We start from the raw sequence: 16,028 nt of genomic DNA on the forward strand, positions 1-16,028 counted from the left end.
TTCGACTCCTTTATATATGAATCTGTCCCTTGGCCACCTGCGGTTTAAAATGTTGAGCGGTTAACTAATGGGTGTTGCTGGACGTTTCAATATTATCTGATGACAACTTTGCAGTTTGAATTAGCAAGTTATAGGCCAAGTTAGGTTTATTTGTGGTTGACTTATCAGGAGTCACTGTTAAACGATACTTTTAAAAAATATTTATACAAAAACTTGATCCTTGTACAACTATGGTCCGTAATTAGAAGCATAGTGATACAAGGAGTCGACTTATGTACAAGTTTAACCCGCAGCGAATTCAGATTGGGATCAGCGCTTGTCTATTGGGGGAGAAAGTTCGTTTTGATGGCGGACATAAAAATTCGACCTATTGTAATCAAGAGATTAAGCAATTTTTCGATTATGTGCCCATCTGTCCTGAAATGGCGATTGGCTTAGGTGCACCCCGGAAAAGTATCCGACTAGTCCGTGCTGGGGAAACCATCTTAGTTCAGAGTGGTGACGGTAGCTTAGATGTGACCGATAAGCTCAATGAATACAGCGAAAACAAGGTTGAAGAGCTCGATTTCCTCGGAGGATACTTATTTTGCGCTAAGTCGCCAACCTGCGGCATGGAGCGGGTAACAGAGTATAAAATTGGCACTAACAATGGTTCTAAGTCTGGCATTGGTGTATTTGCTCGCAAGTTGATGGAACGATATCCACTATTGCCCGTGGAAGAAGAAGGCCGCTTGCATGACATGGTGCTGCGGGAGAACTTTTTCACCCGCGTTTATGCCTATCACGATTGGCACCTGATGAAACATGAAGGGCTTACTAAGCATAAGTTAGTGAAGTTTCATTCCCGCTATAAATACCTATTAATGGCACACAGCCCGACATGGTATCGCGAGCTTGGTCCGATAGTGGCCAATATTGAGAATCTTGAGCAAAGCGCGACCCGCTACTTTGAAGGTTTTATGACGGCGCTGAAAATTAATGCGACCCGTAAAAATCATACCAGTACGCTGCAGCATATTCAGGGTTACTTTAAAAAGCATTTGAGCAAAGAGCAAAAGACAGAACTGTCTGAAGCGATTATGAAATATCGCCAAGGTCTATTGCCGTTATTAGTACCTATCACGCTCATTAACCATTATCTACGCGAATTTCCAACACCTTATATTGAAGAGCAAGTGTACTTAAACCCTCATCCTGAGGCGTTAAAGCTGCGCTATGCCTATTAACATTTATCTAATCGCATTCAGTTGATTTTAGCTTTTGATTTAGTGAGTTATTACTGAAATATGAAACAAACTATAGAGAACACGGCCCACACAGAACCCAATGGTGAGATATTACTCCCCATTGGTGAAGTGTCGGCCTTAACGGGCGTGAATGCCGTGACCTTAAGGGCATGGCAGCGCCGTTTTGGCTTAGTGATCCCTGCACGTACACCCAAGGGACACAGATTATATACGAGCGAAAATATCCAAGAAATCCATGAGATTAATGCATGGCTAGCTAAAGGTGTTGCGATCAGTAAGGTTAAACCTTTGCTGATGAGTGCTGCTAAATCTTCATTTACAGAAATAGTTCAAACCCAAGCCATTGATTTATGGTGCGAGCAAGTCACTGCGCTCAATACGGCATTATTCGATTTCAATCAGCACAAATTACAGCAGATATTAGATGATGCATTTGGCTTATATCCTTTCCAATTGGTGAAAGAAAAGTTGCTACAACCTTGGCTTAATCAACTCGAGGACTTAGTGAATGAGCGACTTGATGCCGAGTTGATTATTGCTTGGTTAAAGAGCGAGCTACTTAACCGAGTGGGTGGACGTCATGCCTTTACTGGGCAGGCCGTGACGGCGAGAATCGCTGTGGTGAGTCTATCCCGTGGGGTACATACCTCGCTTAATTCCACCCGCACTAACATTCTGTTTTCTCTACTTCTATCGCTCGAGTTAGCGTCGCTGCGGGTATCGGTTATTGATCTTGGCGAGCAAGCCATGGGCAGTTTACCTTTGCTGCGAGGCAGGCTTAACGTCGATGCACTTTTGCTTATTCCCGACTCAAATCATTCTGGTTCTGAACAGACTGAAATGCTGACTGTATTGGAGCAAATGACTTTCCCATGCTGGTTTATGGGTCCTTTTGCGCCAACGTTAAGCCCTTTATCTGCTTTTTTGGCGTCTTCGATGACAGACTTGATTGGAAAAATGCCATCTCGTTTAGCGGGGAAGGTGAATAGAAGTCGTAAGCACAGTGGAAAGATGAATACCGTGAATCAAAGCGAGCAGATAAATAGCGAGAAAAACAATGACATTAGCTAACGATTCAATGCAAATAGATTCAATCCCAATAAAAGTGCAGGGCAATAATGCACTGATGTGGTTTCGCCAAGATTTACGCCTTGCCGATAATCAGGCGTTAACCGCAGCCTGTGATTGGGCGCGGGAGAATGGCGTGGCACTTAAGGCGATTTATATCGCTACACCAACCCAGTGGCAGCGCCATGACGTTGCGCCAATTCAGTTGGATTTTATCGAACGTCATATCAATTTACTTGCCCAAGGACTGGCGAGTCTTGGTATTGGATTCGAGTTAATTCAGTTAGATACCTTTGCTGATGTACCTGAGTTTATCGGTCACTATTGTCAGCAACAGGGGATTGGTAGAGTGTTTGCTGGTCGCGAGCCTGAGATTAACGAGCAACTGCGCGACCAGGCCTGTATTCAGGCGGGTATTCCTCTAGTATTAACCGAAGAACACTGTTTGCTTAAGCCGGGTACTGTGCTGAATTTGTCCGGCGACATGTACAAGGTTTTCACTCCTTTTAGCCGTAAGTGGCGAGAAATTGCCGCCCGCCATGCCATTTTGCCGCTTCCTGTTCCGGCGCCACTTGGACCTGTGTTGGCCGAGCCAAAGCCGCTTTTGTTTAACAATGTCACTAAAGTGTCGAGTGAACTTTGGGCTGCGGGAGAAGGGCAGGCAAAGCGTTTGCTCTCGGCATTTATTCAGCAGAAAGTGCAGGATTATAAGCAAGATAGGGATTTCCCCGCCATTGATGGCACTAGTTCAATTTCACCCTATCTGGCCATTGGTGTGGTTAGCCCAAGACAATGCGTTGCCGCGCTGCTGCATCAATTCCCTGAGGTGATTGTCGACGACACTAGCCCTGCTCGTACTTGGTTAAATGAGCTTACTTGGCGTGAGTTTTACCGTCATTTGCTGGTGGCATTTCCCGATTTATCTAAGAATCACAATTTCAATCGTCAAGCCGACCATGTGCTGTGGCGCAATAACCCGCAGGAGTTTGCTGCTTGGTGTGAAGGTCGTACTGGCTATCCGATTGTGGATGCGGCAATGCGCCAGCTCAATCAAACGGGTTGGATGCACAATCGGCTGCGTATGGTGGTGGCGAGTTTCCTGACTAAACATCTGCTGATTGACTGGCGCTGGGGCGAGCGCTATTTCCGCCAAAAACTGATTGATGGTGACTTAGCCGCGAATAATGGCGGCTGGCAGTGGTCTGCGGGTTGTGGCTGCGATGCTCAGCCTTATTTCCGTATTTTTAATCCTATAAGCCAGAGTGAAAAATTTGATCCAGATGGCAGCTTTATCCGTAAGTATTTACCAGAGCTCGCATCTTGGGGAATTAAGCAATTACATCAACCCAGTACAGCGCATACACCGTCCTTGTTTGAACAGCCGTTATTCAACACTAAAACGGCTTATCCAAGTGCGATTGTCGAGCACAGTGCAGCAAGAGCAAGGGCATTAACAGTATTAGGCGTATTGAAAAAGGCCACGGCCCAATAAATAGGATCAGGAGCAATAACAAGATGATAAACCAAGCGACGACTGAGACTAATACGCTTGTTGATGATTTTATTCAGCTTTATCAAGCTTTAAATAAAGATAACTTGCATCTGTTAGGTCGGGTTTACGACGACAGTATTAGTTTTACCGATCCTATGCATCAAATCACAGGGCTAGCGTCGTTAACTCAGTACTTCGCGAAGTTATATAAGAATGTTAAGCATATTCAGTTTGAGATCAAAGAAGTACAGCAGGATGCGAATCAAGCCGCGCTGTTCTGGCAGATGGAATATAGCCACCCTAAGTTGAATAAAGGCGGACTTATCCGTGTTGATGGCATGAGCCAACTTAAATTCAACGACAAGATTTATTTTCACAGGGATTACTTCGACTTAGGGCAAATGTTGTATGAGCATTTGCCTTGCATGGGCGGCCTTATCCGCTTGCTCAAAGACAGGGCGGCAAAGTAATGGACGCTGTTAAGCCGATGAAAATAAATACAGTGCTGATTACAGGTGCAAGCTCAGGCATTGGGTTGCAACTGGCGCAGGATTATTTGTCCTTAGGTTGGCACGTCATTGCCTGTGGCCGCTCCCAAGAAAGGTTAGAGGCGTTAGCCTTGAATGAACTAGTCGGTGCTACGTTGTTAATTTTTGATATATCCCAGCGCGACCAAGTTCAACAAGCTGGCCAAAATGTAGCTGAGCTATTGGCGAAAACAGATTCTCAGCTCGATTTGGTCATTTTGAATGCGGGCAGTTGTGAATATATTGATGATGCTAAGGCTTTCGATGATGTGTTGTTCGAGCGCGTTATCCATACCAATCTAATTGCAATGGGATATTGCCTCGGGGCATTTTTACCTTTAATGCCTAGGGGGTCACGTATTGGCTTAATGAGTTCCAGCGCTATTTATTTACCTTTCCCTCGCGCTGAAGCTTACGGCGCCTCTAAAGCCGGCGTGCAGTATTTAGCCTCGAGTCTTGCGCTCGATCTTGCCAAGAACGACATAGGCGTGAGCTTGATTTGCCCTGGTTTTGTGGCGACACCACTGACCGCAAAAAATGATTTTTCTATGCCAATGCAAGTGAGTGTACAAACCGCTTCTAAGGCGATACGTAATGGGCTGAAAGGTGACAAGCGCGAGATCCATTTTCCGCGACGCTTTACTTATCTATTGAAGTTGATGTCGTTTTTACCTGCCTTTGTGTGGCAAAAAATGATTGCAAACGATACTCAAGCCAAGCCGCTAAAGGACAAGAGTTTATGAAAAATATCGCCATCGTCGGCACCGGCATTTCTGGATTAACCTGTGGCCATCTATTAAGTGAGTCGCACAGGGTTACAGTGTTTGAGGCCAATGACTATATCGGCGGCCACACGGCGACAGTCGATGTGGAGCATCAAGGGCAAACCTACGCTATAGACACTGGTTTCATCGTGTTTAATGACAGAACCTATCCACGATTTGAACGTTTATTAGCTCGCCTTAATGTCACCATATTACCGACTGAGATGAGTTTTAGCGTGCACAATGCGCTGACTGGGCTTGAATACAACGGCCACAATTTAGGCAGTTTGTTTGCCCAAAAGCGTAACCTCCTGAATCCACGCTTTTGGGCCTTTTTAAAAGAAATTTTGCGCTTCAATAAAGGCTGTAAGGCACTCTATCAACAGGATATTTATCCCGAAGGTAACTTAGGTGATTATTTAGACAATGAACACTTCTCACCATTTTTCGCTGAACATTACATTTTGCCCATGGGTGCGGCGATTTGGTCTTCGAGCATAGAAGATATGCGCGCGTTTTCGTTGAAGTTTTTTATTCGTTTCTTCCAGCACCATGGTTTATTAAATGTCAGTGATAGACCCCAGTGGTATGTGCTAAAGGGTGGCTCGCGTAGCTATATTCCTGATCTTATTGCGCCCTTTAAAGACAATATCCGCCTTAACTCACCTGTGACAGGTATTGAACGCCATGGCAATGGGGTGAAGTTACAAGTTCACGGTGAATGGTTGGAATTCGATGAGGTGATTTTAGCCTGTCATAGCGACCAAGCACTGCGGATGTTAAACGATCCTACGCCAACAGAACGCGCCATTTTAGGCGACCTCAGCTACCAGAATAACGATGTGGTGCTGCACATGGATACGCGTATTTTACCGAAGCGAAAAGCCGCTTGGGCGAGTTGGAACTATAGGCTAGATGGGAACCTAAAACGTCCTGCGTCAGTGACTTACAACATGAACATACTGCAACAGTTGCCAGCCAATGCGCCGACCTTTTGTGTCACCTTGAATCAGTCAGAGTTGATTGATGAGGCGAAAGTGATACGCCGCTTCAATTATGCCCACCCAGTGTTTAACGAAGCCAGTCTTAAGGCTCAGGGCCGCCGTGAGGAAATATCCGGGCAAAATCATACCCATTTTGCTGGCGCCTATTGGCACAATGGTTTCCATGAAGATGGCGTTCGCAGTGCACTTGATGTGTGTGCCCATTTTGGTGTCAGCCTATGACAGGTTTAAATGTGACAGGTCTAAATATGACAGAGCTCAATAGCGGTATTTATTACGGCACTGTATCCCACAGCCGTTTTACACCGATTAAACATAGCTTTAGTTATGCCATGGCGCTGTTGGCGATTGATTTAGATGAAGTCGATAAGATCAGTGCCATGGGGCGAGTTTTTGCCAGCCAGCGCCGCGCTTTACTGAGATTCAATCCTAAAGACTATTTAACGTCTTTTACGACTAAATCCAATGACAGCGGTGAAGTGGCTGTTGTCGATCCGAGCGCAGCTGCACTTAAGAGTCGCGTATTGACTCAAGTGGCAGCGTTAGGCGCAGATAAACTGTGCGATCGAGTTTTGTTTGTGGGTCAGATCCGCCATTTTGGCGTGTATTTTAGCCCAGTAAATTTCTACTTTTGTTATCAAGATCAAACGCCTTTATACATGTTGGCCGAGGTGAGTAACACGCCTTGGGATCAGCGCCATTGCTATTTAGTCGATTTAGCCGCGCCCAAACCTTCTGACAAAGTGTTTCACGTGTCTCCCTTTATGACTCTCGATATGCGTTATCTCTGGCATGTGTCTGCGCCGAGTGAAGACTTAAACATCGGTATTGAAAACAAGTCGATGCAAGAGAATGGCAAAAAACTGTTTAATGCCAATTTAGTGATGAAACGCCAACCGATCACGGCGGCCAATTTACGGACGCTTTTGTTTCGCTTCCCTTTTATGACTCTCAAGATCTTCTTCGGGATTTATTGGCAAGCGCTAAAACTCTTTTTTAAACGTGTGCCCTTTGTGCCGCATCCAGCTCAGATGGAGAAATAACATGGAAAATACGGCTTCGCAAACCTCAGTCACCACAGGGAAACTGCCCGACAGTATTGCGCGTAAAGTCTTGCTTAAGGCGCTGGAAAGTCTCCCACATGGCTGCTTGACCTTGGTTGAGGGCGACAAGAGTTATCGTTTTGGTGAGAGTCATACCGACTTGCACGCTACGCTTGTGGTTAAACACCCGAGTTTTTATCGTCAAATAATGCTTTCAGGCTCCATTGGTGCGGGTGAAGGTTATATTCAAGGCCATTGGACGAGCCCTGATCTCACCAAAGTCGTACAACTGTTTGCCCGTAATTTAGCCTTACTCGATAAGATTGAAGCCAAATTCTCTTGGTTAACTGGCACGATAAACCGTGTGAAGCATGTGCTGAATCGCAATTCTCAAGAGGGCTCAAAGCGGAATATTCTCGCCCACTATGATTTGGGTAATGCTATGTATGAGCAATTCCTCGACCGTGAAATGTTGTATTCCAGCGCGCTTTATCCACATGAGGAAGCCAGTTTGCAGGAAGCGCAGTTGTTTAAGCTGATGACTATTTGTGAGCGGCTCGATTTACAGCCGGGTCAAACCTTGCTTGAGATTGGTACAGGCTGGGGCGCGCTGGCTATTTATGCGGCTAAGCATTATGGCGTGCACGTGACAACAACAACGATTTCAGATGCGCAATACGCCTATACCAAAGCCCGTGTCGAACGCGAAGGGCTAAGCGATAAAGTGACGCTGCTGACAGAGGACTATCGCAATCTCACCGGAGAATACGACAGGGTTGTTTCTATCGAGATGATTGAAGCTGTGGGGCATGAGTATTTACCAGGCTTCTTTAAAAAGCTGGAAACATTGTTAAAACCCAATGGGCGCATGCTGCTACAGGCGATAACGATTGCCGATCAACGTTATGACAGCTATCGCAAAAGTGTGGATTTTATTCAGCGTTATATTTTCCCCGGTGGCTGCTTACCCTCAGTGAGCCAAATGGTCGGTCACATTGCCAAACAGACGGACATGGTGGTTTGGTCGCTCAATGATATGGGGCTCGATTACGCTAAAACCTTAAAACATTGGCATAAGAATTTTGATCATGCGATAGGCGAAATCCAAGCTTTAGGTTATGGCGATGATTTTATTCGGATGTGGAAATTTTACCTAAGTTATTGTGAAGGTGGATTTTTAGAACGTACCACAAGCACAGTGCATTTAGTGGCTGTGCGTCCGGACTATCGCATTGCTAGCCATCATCTCCCAAGCAATAGCCCTAATGCGACGTAATTTGTTTTGATTAAGCAGTTACTTTAGTGGAAATAACCATTTTCGTTGGAATGAGCCGCTTTGTTTGCAGCAAGATAAAAGTGAGGCAAAGATGAAGTCCATGTTAGCTAACTCTCGGGTTCCTTTTAAACATCAGGGCTTTATTCTCTATAACGCCTTGAGTTTTCAGGCTGTGTGGTGGTCTAGCGTACTTTGGCTTAACACCTCACTGTTGTTAACTATCCCTTTGTTATTATTTCACTTTATCCTGCTAGCTTCCTTAAGTAAGCCCGAGTATCGCAAAGTGGATTTGCTATTGATGCTAAAGGTTGCAGCCTTAGGAATAGGCATCGATACCGTACTCTCTGTTTTAGGGGTGTTTGAGTTTGCTCTTTTCCCTTGGTGGCTTGGTTGCCTGTGGCTGCATTTTGCTTTGACCCTGAATTATAGTTTGGCCTTTATGCGACCTTTACCGCTGATATTTCAGGCGTTACTCGGGGGCGTATTTGGTGGGTTAAGCTATTTGGCTGGCGCACAATTTAATGCCGTGAGCTTGCCCTATGGCAATGTTATTTCTGCTGTGGTGTTATTTTTGGTTTGGCTAGTCTTGTTGCCATTTTTAATCCAACTTGCTAATCCCTATGGATTTAATCGAAGCACTAAAGCGCGTTCTTTTACTGTGTTTGGGCGTTAATTATTGAGTTGTAGGAATTGATCGCGGTTAAGTCATTATGCCGTTTTTAGTTAAGTACCTGTTGTAAGACATCATGCAGTAAAAGGGGGATCCCATGTCGTCAGTTCGTAATCGTAGCCCAAATCTTGGTTTTTCATTTTTGAATTCAAGCTGCTTAAGTCTATTGGCCCTCAGTTTATTGGCCGCACCTTTAAAAGCGTTAGAGGCGAAAACGCCTGATTTTGAAAACATTACTATCGAACTGAATGATGCCACCGATGTGACGCAGACTTTTCAGGAAGTGGGCCGCACAGAAATGGATTGGCTGTGGTTTAGTTTGTATAAGGCGAGACTGATGACGGTAAATGGCCGTTATCAACAGGGGCAATATCCTCTGGTGTTAGATATTGAATATTATCGAGATATTGAGTCAGAGGATTTGCTCGAAGCGACAAAAGATCAATGGCAGCATCTAGCGTTTGCCGAAAATGATATCCAACGTTGGTTGGGTTTATTAAATGCGACTTGGCCCGATGTGAAGCAGGGCGACCATTTAAGTTTTAAGGTGATAGATGGACAAACGAGTCAGTTTTTCTTTAATCATCAACCACTCGACATTATCCATGATGCTAATTTTGCTGAGGCATTTTTAGCGATTTGGTTATCGAAAGCTACTAGTCGTCCTGATTTGCGGGCGCAATTACTCGGAGAAAAACCATGCGATTGTTGAAACGGCTTGTTGGCCGAAAGTTATTTTTAGGTTTAATAATGATAGGGCTGTTGTCGAGTTGTTCATCGGTGGAAGTGACTGATTATAAAGATACTCATCCGACATTGGTTTTGGAGTCATTTTTTAATGGGCCATTAAAAGCCTCTGGGGTCGTACAAGATTTTAGTGGCAAAGTAATCCGCAAATTCAATGTCATTATGGAAGCCAGTTGGCAGGGAAGTGAGGGAGTCATTAATGAATGGTTTGTGTATGATGATGGTGAAACTCAAACTCGTGTATGGCGCATCAAGGCACTAGGGGAAGGGCGATACTCAGGAACTGCAGGTGACATTATCGGGACTGCCGATGGCCAATCTAGCGGCAGTGCGCTACGTTGGAAATACGATATGTTATTGCCTGTGGATGGTGAGGAATATCAAGTTCATTTCGACGATTGGATGTTCTTAGTGAATGATAATACCATTATAAATCAGAGTGATATTATTAAGTTTGGCATCACAGTTGCCAAAGTCACTTTAGTTATTCAAAAATAGTCTCAGCAATTTTTAGTTAAGTTGGCTTACCCCAGCTTGTCTTGGATTAACTCTGTTGATTAAGACTTAAATTGGCTTAAACAGTATAGCTTGGCTAATAACCCCCTTTTTTCTGCATTAAAGTGTTGAAGTCAAACCAAAGTTGCAGCTAGGCATTTTTGCTAGTGGCATAAGTGATATATGGGGGTAAGGTTATTGCAACCCATTGTTTAAATTTAATTAATCTGAGCTTAAGTCTAAGTCTAAATAGATAGGGGGTAGTCGATGAATAAACACGTTGTTTTATGGGGAATATTTTTTAGTCTGTCGTTAACTGCTTGTTCATCTTTTGACTTTAAGTTTGAGGATCATTCTGAGAAACAAGTCGATCCTCATCAACCCGTAAGCGATCCTATGGTGCAAGATAATGAACGTCGTATTCGAGATGCGAGAAAAGACGGTCAGTTAGAATCCGATTTTCTAAAACCTAGGTATCCAGTTAAGTTTAAATAAGAAAATGCCTTAGGAGCTCACTTCAACCTCAATACTTAACTATCAATAGCAAGTATTAAGGTTGCTAGGGGAGAGGCGAAGAACTAACCCGCTTGACGACTGTTATCTATCGATTTTTTGTCATAATATTCAAACGGAAACAGATTACGAATCCTTTGCTTTACATTTTCACTCACGTTGGCAGAAATGTGTAAGCGTACATCTCCTGATTTTTCAGCCCTAACAGTACAAGTCAGTTTTTCGGTTTTAGCGATTTGGCGGCATTCCCGTTCGAATCGTTCGGGGATCTTGCCCTTATGCTGAGTCATACGGCCATCTTTAAAATGCATTTCAAAAATAGTCAGACCTTTCTTGCCACCAAATATCAGTTTGTAAACGAGAAATATACCAATAGCGACAAAAATGAGTTTGAAAATATCGGCTGTCATAACGCCTCCTATCTTATGTTTATAGAACCAAGATACTCCCGAGTTAGTTGTTTTAACAGTGCGCTAACGCGCAATTTTGAATTGGCAATAAAATGATTCCAGCCTAGACTTAACTGGCTAAGGAAAAGTAACCCCTCAGTTAAGGAAAACGCCATGTACTTATCAAATGCAGATCGTTGGTCATTATTGTGTAAGAAGCAAATCGATGTTATCGAAAAACTTGCTACACATTTCCCCGAGAGAAAAGCACATCTAAGTGAGCTCACTCAAGGGTGGCGCCATGTTCAACATCAAGTTCAAGCAGGTGATAGGCCTATGCCACTCGAGCTCATCAAATAAGCACGATTGAGTCATTTGGAACTAGATAGTTTGTATAAGAACGCAAAGCCACTCAATAATGAGTGGCTTTTTTATGTGGCGAATATAAAACTATCATTTATAGGAGGAAAGGATGAAGCGATTGTCCGTTGCGTGAAGTCAATACATTATCTTAACGCTCGATTTGAACGCTTATTGTGCCAGTATTGAGGGCGCTATCGTTATTACTGAGGGAAGTTCGTTGTGTTTTGCTTTGAAACACTTCAAATTTCAGATACAAAAAAGCCACTCATTGAGTGGCTTCATTGTTTATATGGTGCCGGCACCAAGAGTCGAACTCGGGACCTACTGATTACAAGTCAGTTGCTCTACCAACTGAGCTATGCCGGCTAAATTGTGGTGCCCGAACCCGGAATCGAACCAGGGACACGAGGATTTTCAATCCTCTGCTCTACCGACTGAGCTATTCGGGCAACTAAACTAAGCGTTAGTTAACTACTTTGAACTAAGTCGTGAAGACCTTGTTCGTTCGAAGTGCGCGTATAATATAGTGCTCGCTTTAGCTGTGCAAGCCCTTTTTAAGTGACTGATTAACTATTAAACAAAATGCGCTTATTTATTTGATTCTTTCGTTTTACTCTTATTTTACCGCTGAAAGTTTCAGCACTTTAACGCCAATAGGTGTTCCATATGGCTGTTTATCCTAACTTCCTCATTCATTTATCTGCTATTGGGGAGAGAAAAATTAAGGTTTAAGCTCATCTATTGCAAGCAAGGAGCTGTGGAGCGCAGTGGGTATTGTTGAGCTTTGATTGATGGAAGCGGAGCAACTAAGAGTAAGCGAGTGGCTTCATTGTTTTATATAGTGCCGGCGGCACCAAGAGTCGAACTCGGGACCTACTGATATTATCAAGAGTAAGTCAGTTGCGATTGACCACAGACTTTATTAGTTATTATTCAAATTTCAGATACAAAAAAGCCACTCATTGAGTGGCTTCATTGTTTTATATGGTGCCGGCACCAAGAGTCGAACTCGGAACCTACTGGTATTATCAAGAGTAAGTCAGTTGCGATTGACCACAGACTTTGTGAGTTATTATTCAAGTTTCAGATACAAAAAAAACCACTCATTGAGTGGTTTCATTGTTTTATATGGTGCCGGCACCAAGAGTCGAACTCGGGACCTACTGATTACAAGTCAGTTGCTCTACCAACTGAGCTATGCCGGCTTAAATCTTTACTGCAATTTTTACTACAGAATAATGGTGCCCGAACCCGGAATCGAACCAGGGACACGAGGATTTTCAATCCTCTGCTCTACCGACTGAGCTATTCGGGCAACTAAACTAAGCGTTAGTTAACTACTTTGAACTCATTGGCTAAGCCGTATCGTTCGAAGTGCGGCTATATTAGCTAGGGTGTTTGACCTCTGCAAGTGCTTTTTCCCGATAAATCACTCGTTCGGCTGTTTAATGCACATCTTGGGTGTTTTTTATCTCTTATTTTGCGAATTCAGCTCAATTTCATTCGTTGACTGTAGTTTTCAAGTCAGAGGGATACTGATGTTTACTATAGCGTTGTGCTCACAGATCATGATTTTTGGCTTACTTTCTAAAATTTAGAAAGATATAAGCGATTTTTACTGATTTTAGTTTTTAAATTTAGATTTATGATAATGAATATTATTTCATGGATAGCATGAAGAAAACGCGAGTACGGAGTCGCAGTATGTTTCGAAATAGTCAGTTTGCTTATGGAATTACCGCCATTGTGACCCATTGGTTGAGTGCGTTCATCGTGATTGGGTTATTTGCAGTCGGTGTGTGGATGGTGGAGTTAACCTACTACAGTACTTGGTACAAGACTGCGCCGCATCTACATAAAAGTATTGGGATTCTGTTATTGGCTGCGACAATATTTCGTTTGGTATGGCGCTTAGTTAATCCCAAGCCTGTACCTGAGGCGAGTCATAAACCGTGGGAAAAGACGGCCGCACATTTGGCGCATTTTATTATTTATGTCTTGCTCTTTGTCATTATGACTGCTGGCATTTTGATCTCAACCGCAGATGGCCGTGGTATCTGGGTGTTTGATTGGTTTGAACTACCAGGATTGGGACTTTTGTTTGAAAACCAAGCTGATATCGCGGGTGATATTCACCAGTATGCGGCTTACAGCTTGATCGCGCTGGTCGTTATTCACGCGGCGGGCGCATTAAAACATCACTTTATCGATAAAGACACTACCCTACTTAGAATGATTAAATTTAAACGAGGATAATACAATGAAAAAGCAACTGTTAAGCGCACTGATTGGTGTATCTCTATTGGTTCCTATGGCGGCTTCTGCTGCAGATTATGTGATTGATACAGAAGGTGCTCATGCTTCTATTACTTTTAAAGTAAACCATTTAGGTTATAGCTATGTGGTGGGGCGTTTTAATGATTTTAGCGGTGATTTTAGTTACGATGCGGCTAAACCAACAGCGATGACTGTAAATGTTACTGTGAATACATTAAGTGTCGATTCAAACCATGCTGAGCGTGATAAACACATTCGCGGCGAAGATTTTCTTAATACTGGCAAATTCGCTAAAGCGACCTTTGCATCTACTTCGGTGGAAGATAAAGGCAATGGCGATTTAGTGATTAACGGTAACTTAACTTTAAATGGTGTGACTAAACCATTAGCGATCAAGGCCCATGCTGTGGGTGAAGGTCAGGACCCTTGGGGTGGTTATCGTGCCGGTTTTACGGGCACAACCACCTTTGCGATGAAAGATTTCGGTATCAAGATGGATTTAGGTCCAGCATCTAGCCATGTCGAGTTAGATCTAGTGGTTGAAGGCGTGCGTAAGTAACTCTTTATTCTGCCATTTAGATAAACAAAAAGCGCCGAAAGGCGCTTTTTTGTAAGCTTTATACTTAGAGCCGACTAACGACCAGAATTAATCTTGGTCTTTTTCTGGTACAAAACCTTCAATTTCAACATCTTTACCTTCAAATAGGAAAGAGGTCATTTGTTCTTCAAGAAATTTACGATCATCAACATTCATCATGTTGAGTTTTTTCTCGTTGATCAGCATGGTTTGCTTTTTTTGCCATAGGCCCCAAGCTTCTTTGCTGATGTTATCAAAAATGCGCTTACCTAAATCACCTGGATACAGTTGAAAGTCTAGGCCGTCGGCTTCTTTATTTAAATATACGCAATTGACTGTACGCGCCATGATTATTCCTTACTGACTGCGGAGTGAACGAGTGATCCCAAATTGGCTAGCACGCGCTCGGTGGCTGCGGCGAGTCCCACTTTGGAAGGATGACTTATGTTATACCAGAGAGACTGGTTTTGTTCCATGACAGCACCCACGCTCTGTTTATTGCCGAGGGTTTTATCGCCGTGAGTTTTATCTAAGTTAAGCATCATGGGCTGAATATCTAAATGGAAGTGGCTAAACGTGTGTCTAAAGCCAGTTAACCATTCGAGTTGCTGCGCAGCAAACCCTTGCTCTTCAAGATGAGTTTCAAGGGCGGCTTGGGTAGCGAATTCAGGGAAACACCAGAGCCCGCCCCAAATTCCCGCTGGCGGACGTTTAGCTAGAAAGACTTGATTGTCTTGCATCATCACTAACATCCACGCCGCTTTGGTTGGTATGGTTTTTTTAGGCTTTTTGCCAGGGAAATCGGTTTGTCTGCCAATCAGTTGAGCTTTGCAATCAATCGCTACAGGGCAAGCGGCACAGTTAGGTTTGCTACGAGTGCAAATACTGGCGCCGATATCCATCATGGCTTGATTATATTTCTGAATATCTTGCTGCGGTGTGAAGGCATCCGTCAGTTGCCAAAGTTGCTCTTCAACCGTCTTTTGCCCTGGCCAACCTGCGATTGCCCCATGTCTTGCTAATACACGTTTTACGTTGCCATCGAGAATGGGGTGATGTTGCCCAAGTGACAATGACAATACTGCGCCTGCCGTCGAGCGGCCGATGCCGGGTAGGGCGAGCACTTGTTCAAAATGTGTTGGAAATAATCCCTGATAATCATCGCGGATTATTTTGGCTGCTTTATGCAGATTACGCGCCCTAGCGTAATAGCCAAGACCGGTCCAATGATGTAATACCTCATCGTCTGGCGCGTTAGCAAGTGCTAACACATCGGGAAAACGCGCCATAAATTTAAGATAATAGGGAATAACAGTCGTAACCTGAGTTTGTTGCAGCATGATTTCAGAAACCCATACGCGATATGGGGTTTTATCTTGCTGCCAAGGGAGGGTTTTACGACCGTGATTGTCGTACCAAGAGACGATACGTGTAGCGAAGGAGGCTGTAGATTTCATCGGCGCAGTGTAGCGGCAGTTATCTTCTTAGACAAGCGTCAAAGATAAGTTGGCAAAGGATCTAAAGCTAAAAATCGCTGCTAAATTCGCACTCTTAAATAATCTTGGTATACTTTCGC

General features: G+C 43.8%; 18 protein-coding genes and 4 tRNA genes. 15 read left to right on the forward strand and 7 right to left on the reverse strand.

Going from position 1 to position 16,028, the window contains the following annotated elements; genetic code table 11:
• Positions 1 to 272 precede the first annotated feature (272 nt).
• From L5M29_RS00815 to L5M29_RS00870, 12 genes are all read left to right on the forward strand, one after another.
• Complete coding sequence (locus tag L5M29_RS00815) at positions 273 to 1,226, forward strand: YbgA family protein (RefSeq protein ID WP_263165701.1); 954 nt, start codon at positions 273 to 275, stop codon at positions 1,224 to 1,226.
• 60 nt (positions 1,227 to 1,286) lie between these two features.
• The gene (locus L5M29_RS00820; protein ID WP_263165704.1) at positions 1,287 to 2,318 is read left to right on the forward strand and encodes a MerR family transcriptional regulator; all 1,032 of its coding nucleotides are present in this window, start codon (positions 1,287 to 1,289) and stop codon (positions 2,316 to 2,318) included.
• A complete protein-coding gene (gene phrB / locus L5M29_RS00825; RefSeq protein WP_263165706.1) occupies positions 2,305 to 3,807 on the forward strand; it encodes a deoxyribodipyrimidine photo-lyase in 1,503 nt (500 codons plus the stop codon). The genes L5M29_RS00820 and phrB overlap by 14 nt, the downstream gene beginning before the upstream one ends.
• Before the next feature lie 23 nt (positions 3,808 to 3,830).
• Complete coding sequence (locus L5M29_RS00830; RefSeq protein ID WP_219251282.1) at positions 3,831 to 4,277, forward strand: nuclear transport factor 2 family protein; 447 nt, start codon at positions 3,831 to 3,833, stop codon at positions 4,275 to 4,277.
• Positions 4,277 to 5,077 (forward strand): SDR family NAD(P)-dependent oxidoreductase, encoded by an 801-nt coding sequence (locus L5M29_RS00835; protein WP_263142397.1) that lies wholly within the window; start codon positions 4,277 to 4,279, stop codon positions 5,075 to 5,077. Before L5M29_RS00830 ends, L5M29_RS00835 begins: the two co-directional genes overlap by 1 nt.
• Positions 5,074 to 6,324 (forward strand): NAD(P)/FAD-dependent oxidoreductase, encoded by a 1,251-nt coding sequence (locus L5M29_RS00840; RefSeq protein WP_263148721.1) that lies wholly within the window; start codon positions 5,074 to 5,076, stop codon positions 6,322 to 6,324. The genes L5M29_RS00835 and L5M29_RS00840 overlap by 4 nt, the downstream gene beginning before the upstream one ends.
• Complete coding sequence (locus L5M29_RS00845; RefSeq protein WP_198573741.1) at positions 6,321 to 7,145, forward strand: DUF1365 domain-containing protein; 825 nt, start codon at positions 6,321 to 6,323, stop codon at positions 7,143 to 7,145. Before L5M29_RS00840 ends, L5M29_RS00845 begins: the two co-directional genes overlap by 4 nt.
• 1 nt (position 7,146) lies before the next feature.
• Entirely contained in the window at positions 7,147 to 8,421 is a 1,275-nt protein-coding gene (locus tag L5M29_RS00850; protein WP_263165709.1) for an SAM-dependent methyltransferase, read from the forward strand.
• Positions 8,422 to 8,512: 91 nt separating this feature from the next.
• Complete coding sequence (locus tag L5M29_RS00855; protein ID WP_263165711.1) at positions 8,513 to 9,094, forward strand: DUF2878 domain-containing protein; 582 nt, start codon at positions 8,513 to 8,515, stop codon at positions 9,092 to 9,094.
• A gap of 94 nt (positions 9,095 to 9,188) precedes the next feature.
• Complete coding sequence (locus tag L5M29_RS00860) at positions 9,189 to 9,803, forward strand: chalcone isomerase family protein (protein ID WP_263165713.1); 615 nt, start codon at positions 9,189 to 9,191, stop codon at positions 9,801 to 9,803.
• Positions 9,791 to 10,336: a DUF3833 domain-containing protein gene (locus tag L5M29_RS00865; protein WP_105251860.1), complete on the forward strand. Its 546-nt coding sequence runs from the start codon at positions 9,791 to 9,793 to the stop codon at positions 10,334 to 10,336. The genes L5M29_RS00860 and L5M29_RS00865 overlap by 13 nt, the downstream gene beginning before the upstream one ends.
• Positions 10,337 to 10,600: 264 nt before the next feature.
• A complete protein-coding gene (locus L5M29_RS00870) occupies positions 10,601 to 10,828 on the forward strand; it encodes a hypothetical protein (RefSeq protein ID WP_263165715.1) in 228 nt (75 codons plus the stop codon).
• Between the two features lie 83 nt (positions 10,829 to 10,911).
• Here the strand turns inward: L5M29_RS00870 and L5M29_RS00875 are convergent, their stop codons facing one another.
• A complete protein-coding gene (locus L5M29_RS00875) occupies positions 10,912 to 11,256 on the reverse strand; it encodes a DUF3634 family protein (RefSeq protein WP_263165716.1) in 345 nt (114 codons plus the stop codon).
• A gap of 153 nt (positions 11,257 to 11,409) precedes the next feature.
• On the opposite strand from L5M29_RS00875, the gene L5M29_RS00880 reads away from it, so the two are divergent.
• Positions 11,410 to 11,595 carry a hypothetical protein gene (locus L5M29_RS00880; RefSeq protein ID WP_105251863.1) on the forward strand — a complete coding sequence of 62 codons (186 nt, stop codon included), beginning with the start codon at positions 11,410 to 11,412 and terminating at the stop codon, positions 11,593 to 11,595.
• A 293-nt stretch (positions 11,596 to 11,888) separates the two neighbouring features.
• Here L5M29_RS00880 and L5M29_RS00885 read toward each other — a convergent pair.
• From L5M29_RS00885 to L5M29_RS00900, 4 genes are all read right to left on the reverse strand, one after another.
• A tRNA-Thr gene (locus L5M29_RS00885) sits at positions 11,889 to 11,964 on the reverse strand.
• Between the two features lie 7 nt (positions 11,965 to 11,971).
• Positions 11,972 to 12,047: transfer RNA gene (locus tag L5M29_RS00890), tRNA-Phe, on the reverse strand.
• A 680-nt stretch (positions 12,048 to 12,727) separates the two neighbouring features.
• Positions 12,728 to 12,803: transfer RNA gene (locus L5M29_RS00895), tRNA-Thr, on the reverse strand.
• 34 nt (positions 12,804 to 12,837) lie between these two features.
• Positions 12,838 to 12,913, reverse strand: a tRNA-Phe gene (locus L5M29_RS00900).
• A gap of 389 nt (positions 12,914 to 13,302) precedes the next feature.
• Between L5M29_RS00900 and L5M29_RS00905 the strand changes: the two genes are divergently transcribed.
• Both L5M29_RS00905 and L5M29_RS00910 read left to right on the forward strand, forming a co-directional pair.
• A complete protein-coding gene (locus L5M29_RS00905; protein WP_263165718.1) occupies positions 13,303 to 13,854 on the forward strand; it encodes a cytochrome b in 552 nt (183 codons plus the stop codon).
• 4 nt (positions 13,855 to 13,858) lie between these two features.
• Entirely contained in the window at positions 13,859 to 14,434 is a 576-nt protein-coding gene (locus L5M29_RS00910; protein ID WP_011788658.1) for a YceI family protein, read from the forward strand.
• A gap of 87 nt (positions 14,435 to 14,521) precedes the next feature.
• On the opposite strand, the gene L5M29_RS00915 is transcribed toward L5M29_RS00910, so the two are convergent.
• Together L5M29_RS00915 and mutY are read right to left on the reverse strand one after the other, a co-directional pair.
• Positions 14,522 to 14,800: an oxidative damage protection protein gene (locus L5M29_RS00915; protein ID WP_011788659.1), complete on the reverse strand. Its 279-nt coding sequence runs from the start codon at positions 14,798 to 14,800 to the stop codon at positions 14,522 to 14,524.
• Positions 14,801 to 14,802: 2 nt separating this feature from the next.
• Complete coding sequence (gene mutY, locus L5M29_RS00920) at positions 14,803 to 15,909, reverse strand: A/G-specific adenine glycosylase (protein WP_263165721.1); 1,107 nt, start codon at positions 15,907 to 15,909, stop codon at positions 14,803 to 14,805.
• Between the last annotated feature and the right edge of the window lie 119 nt (positions 15,910 to 16,028).

This window comes from Shewanella sp. SM95, assembly GCF_025653595.1.
Classification (GTDB): domain Bacteria; phylum Pseudomonadota; class Gammaproteobacteria; order Enterobacterales; family Shewanellaceae; genus Shewanella; species Shewanella oncorhynchi.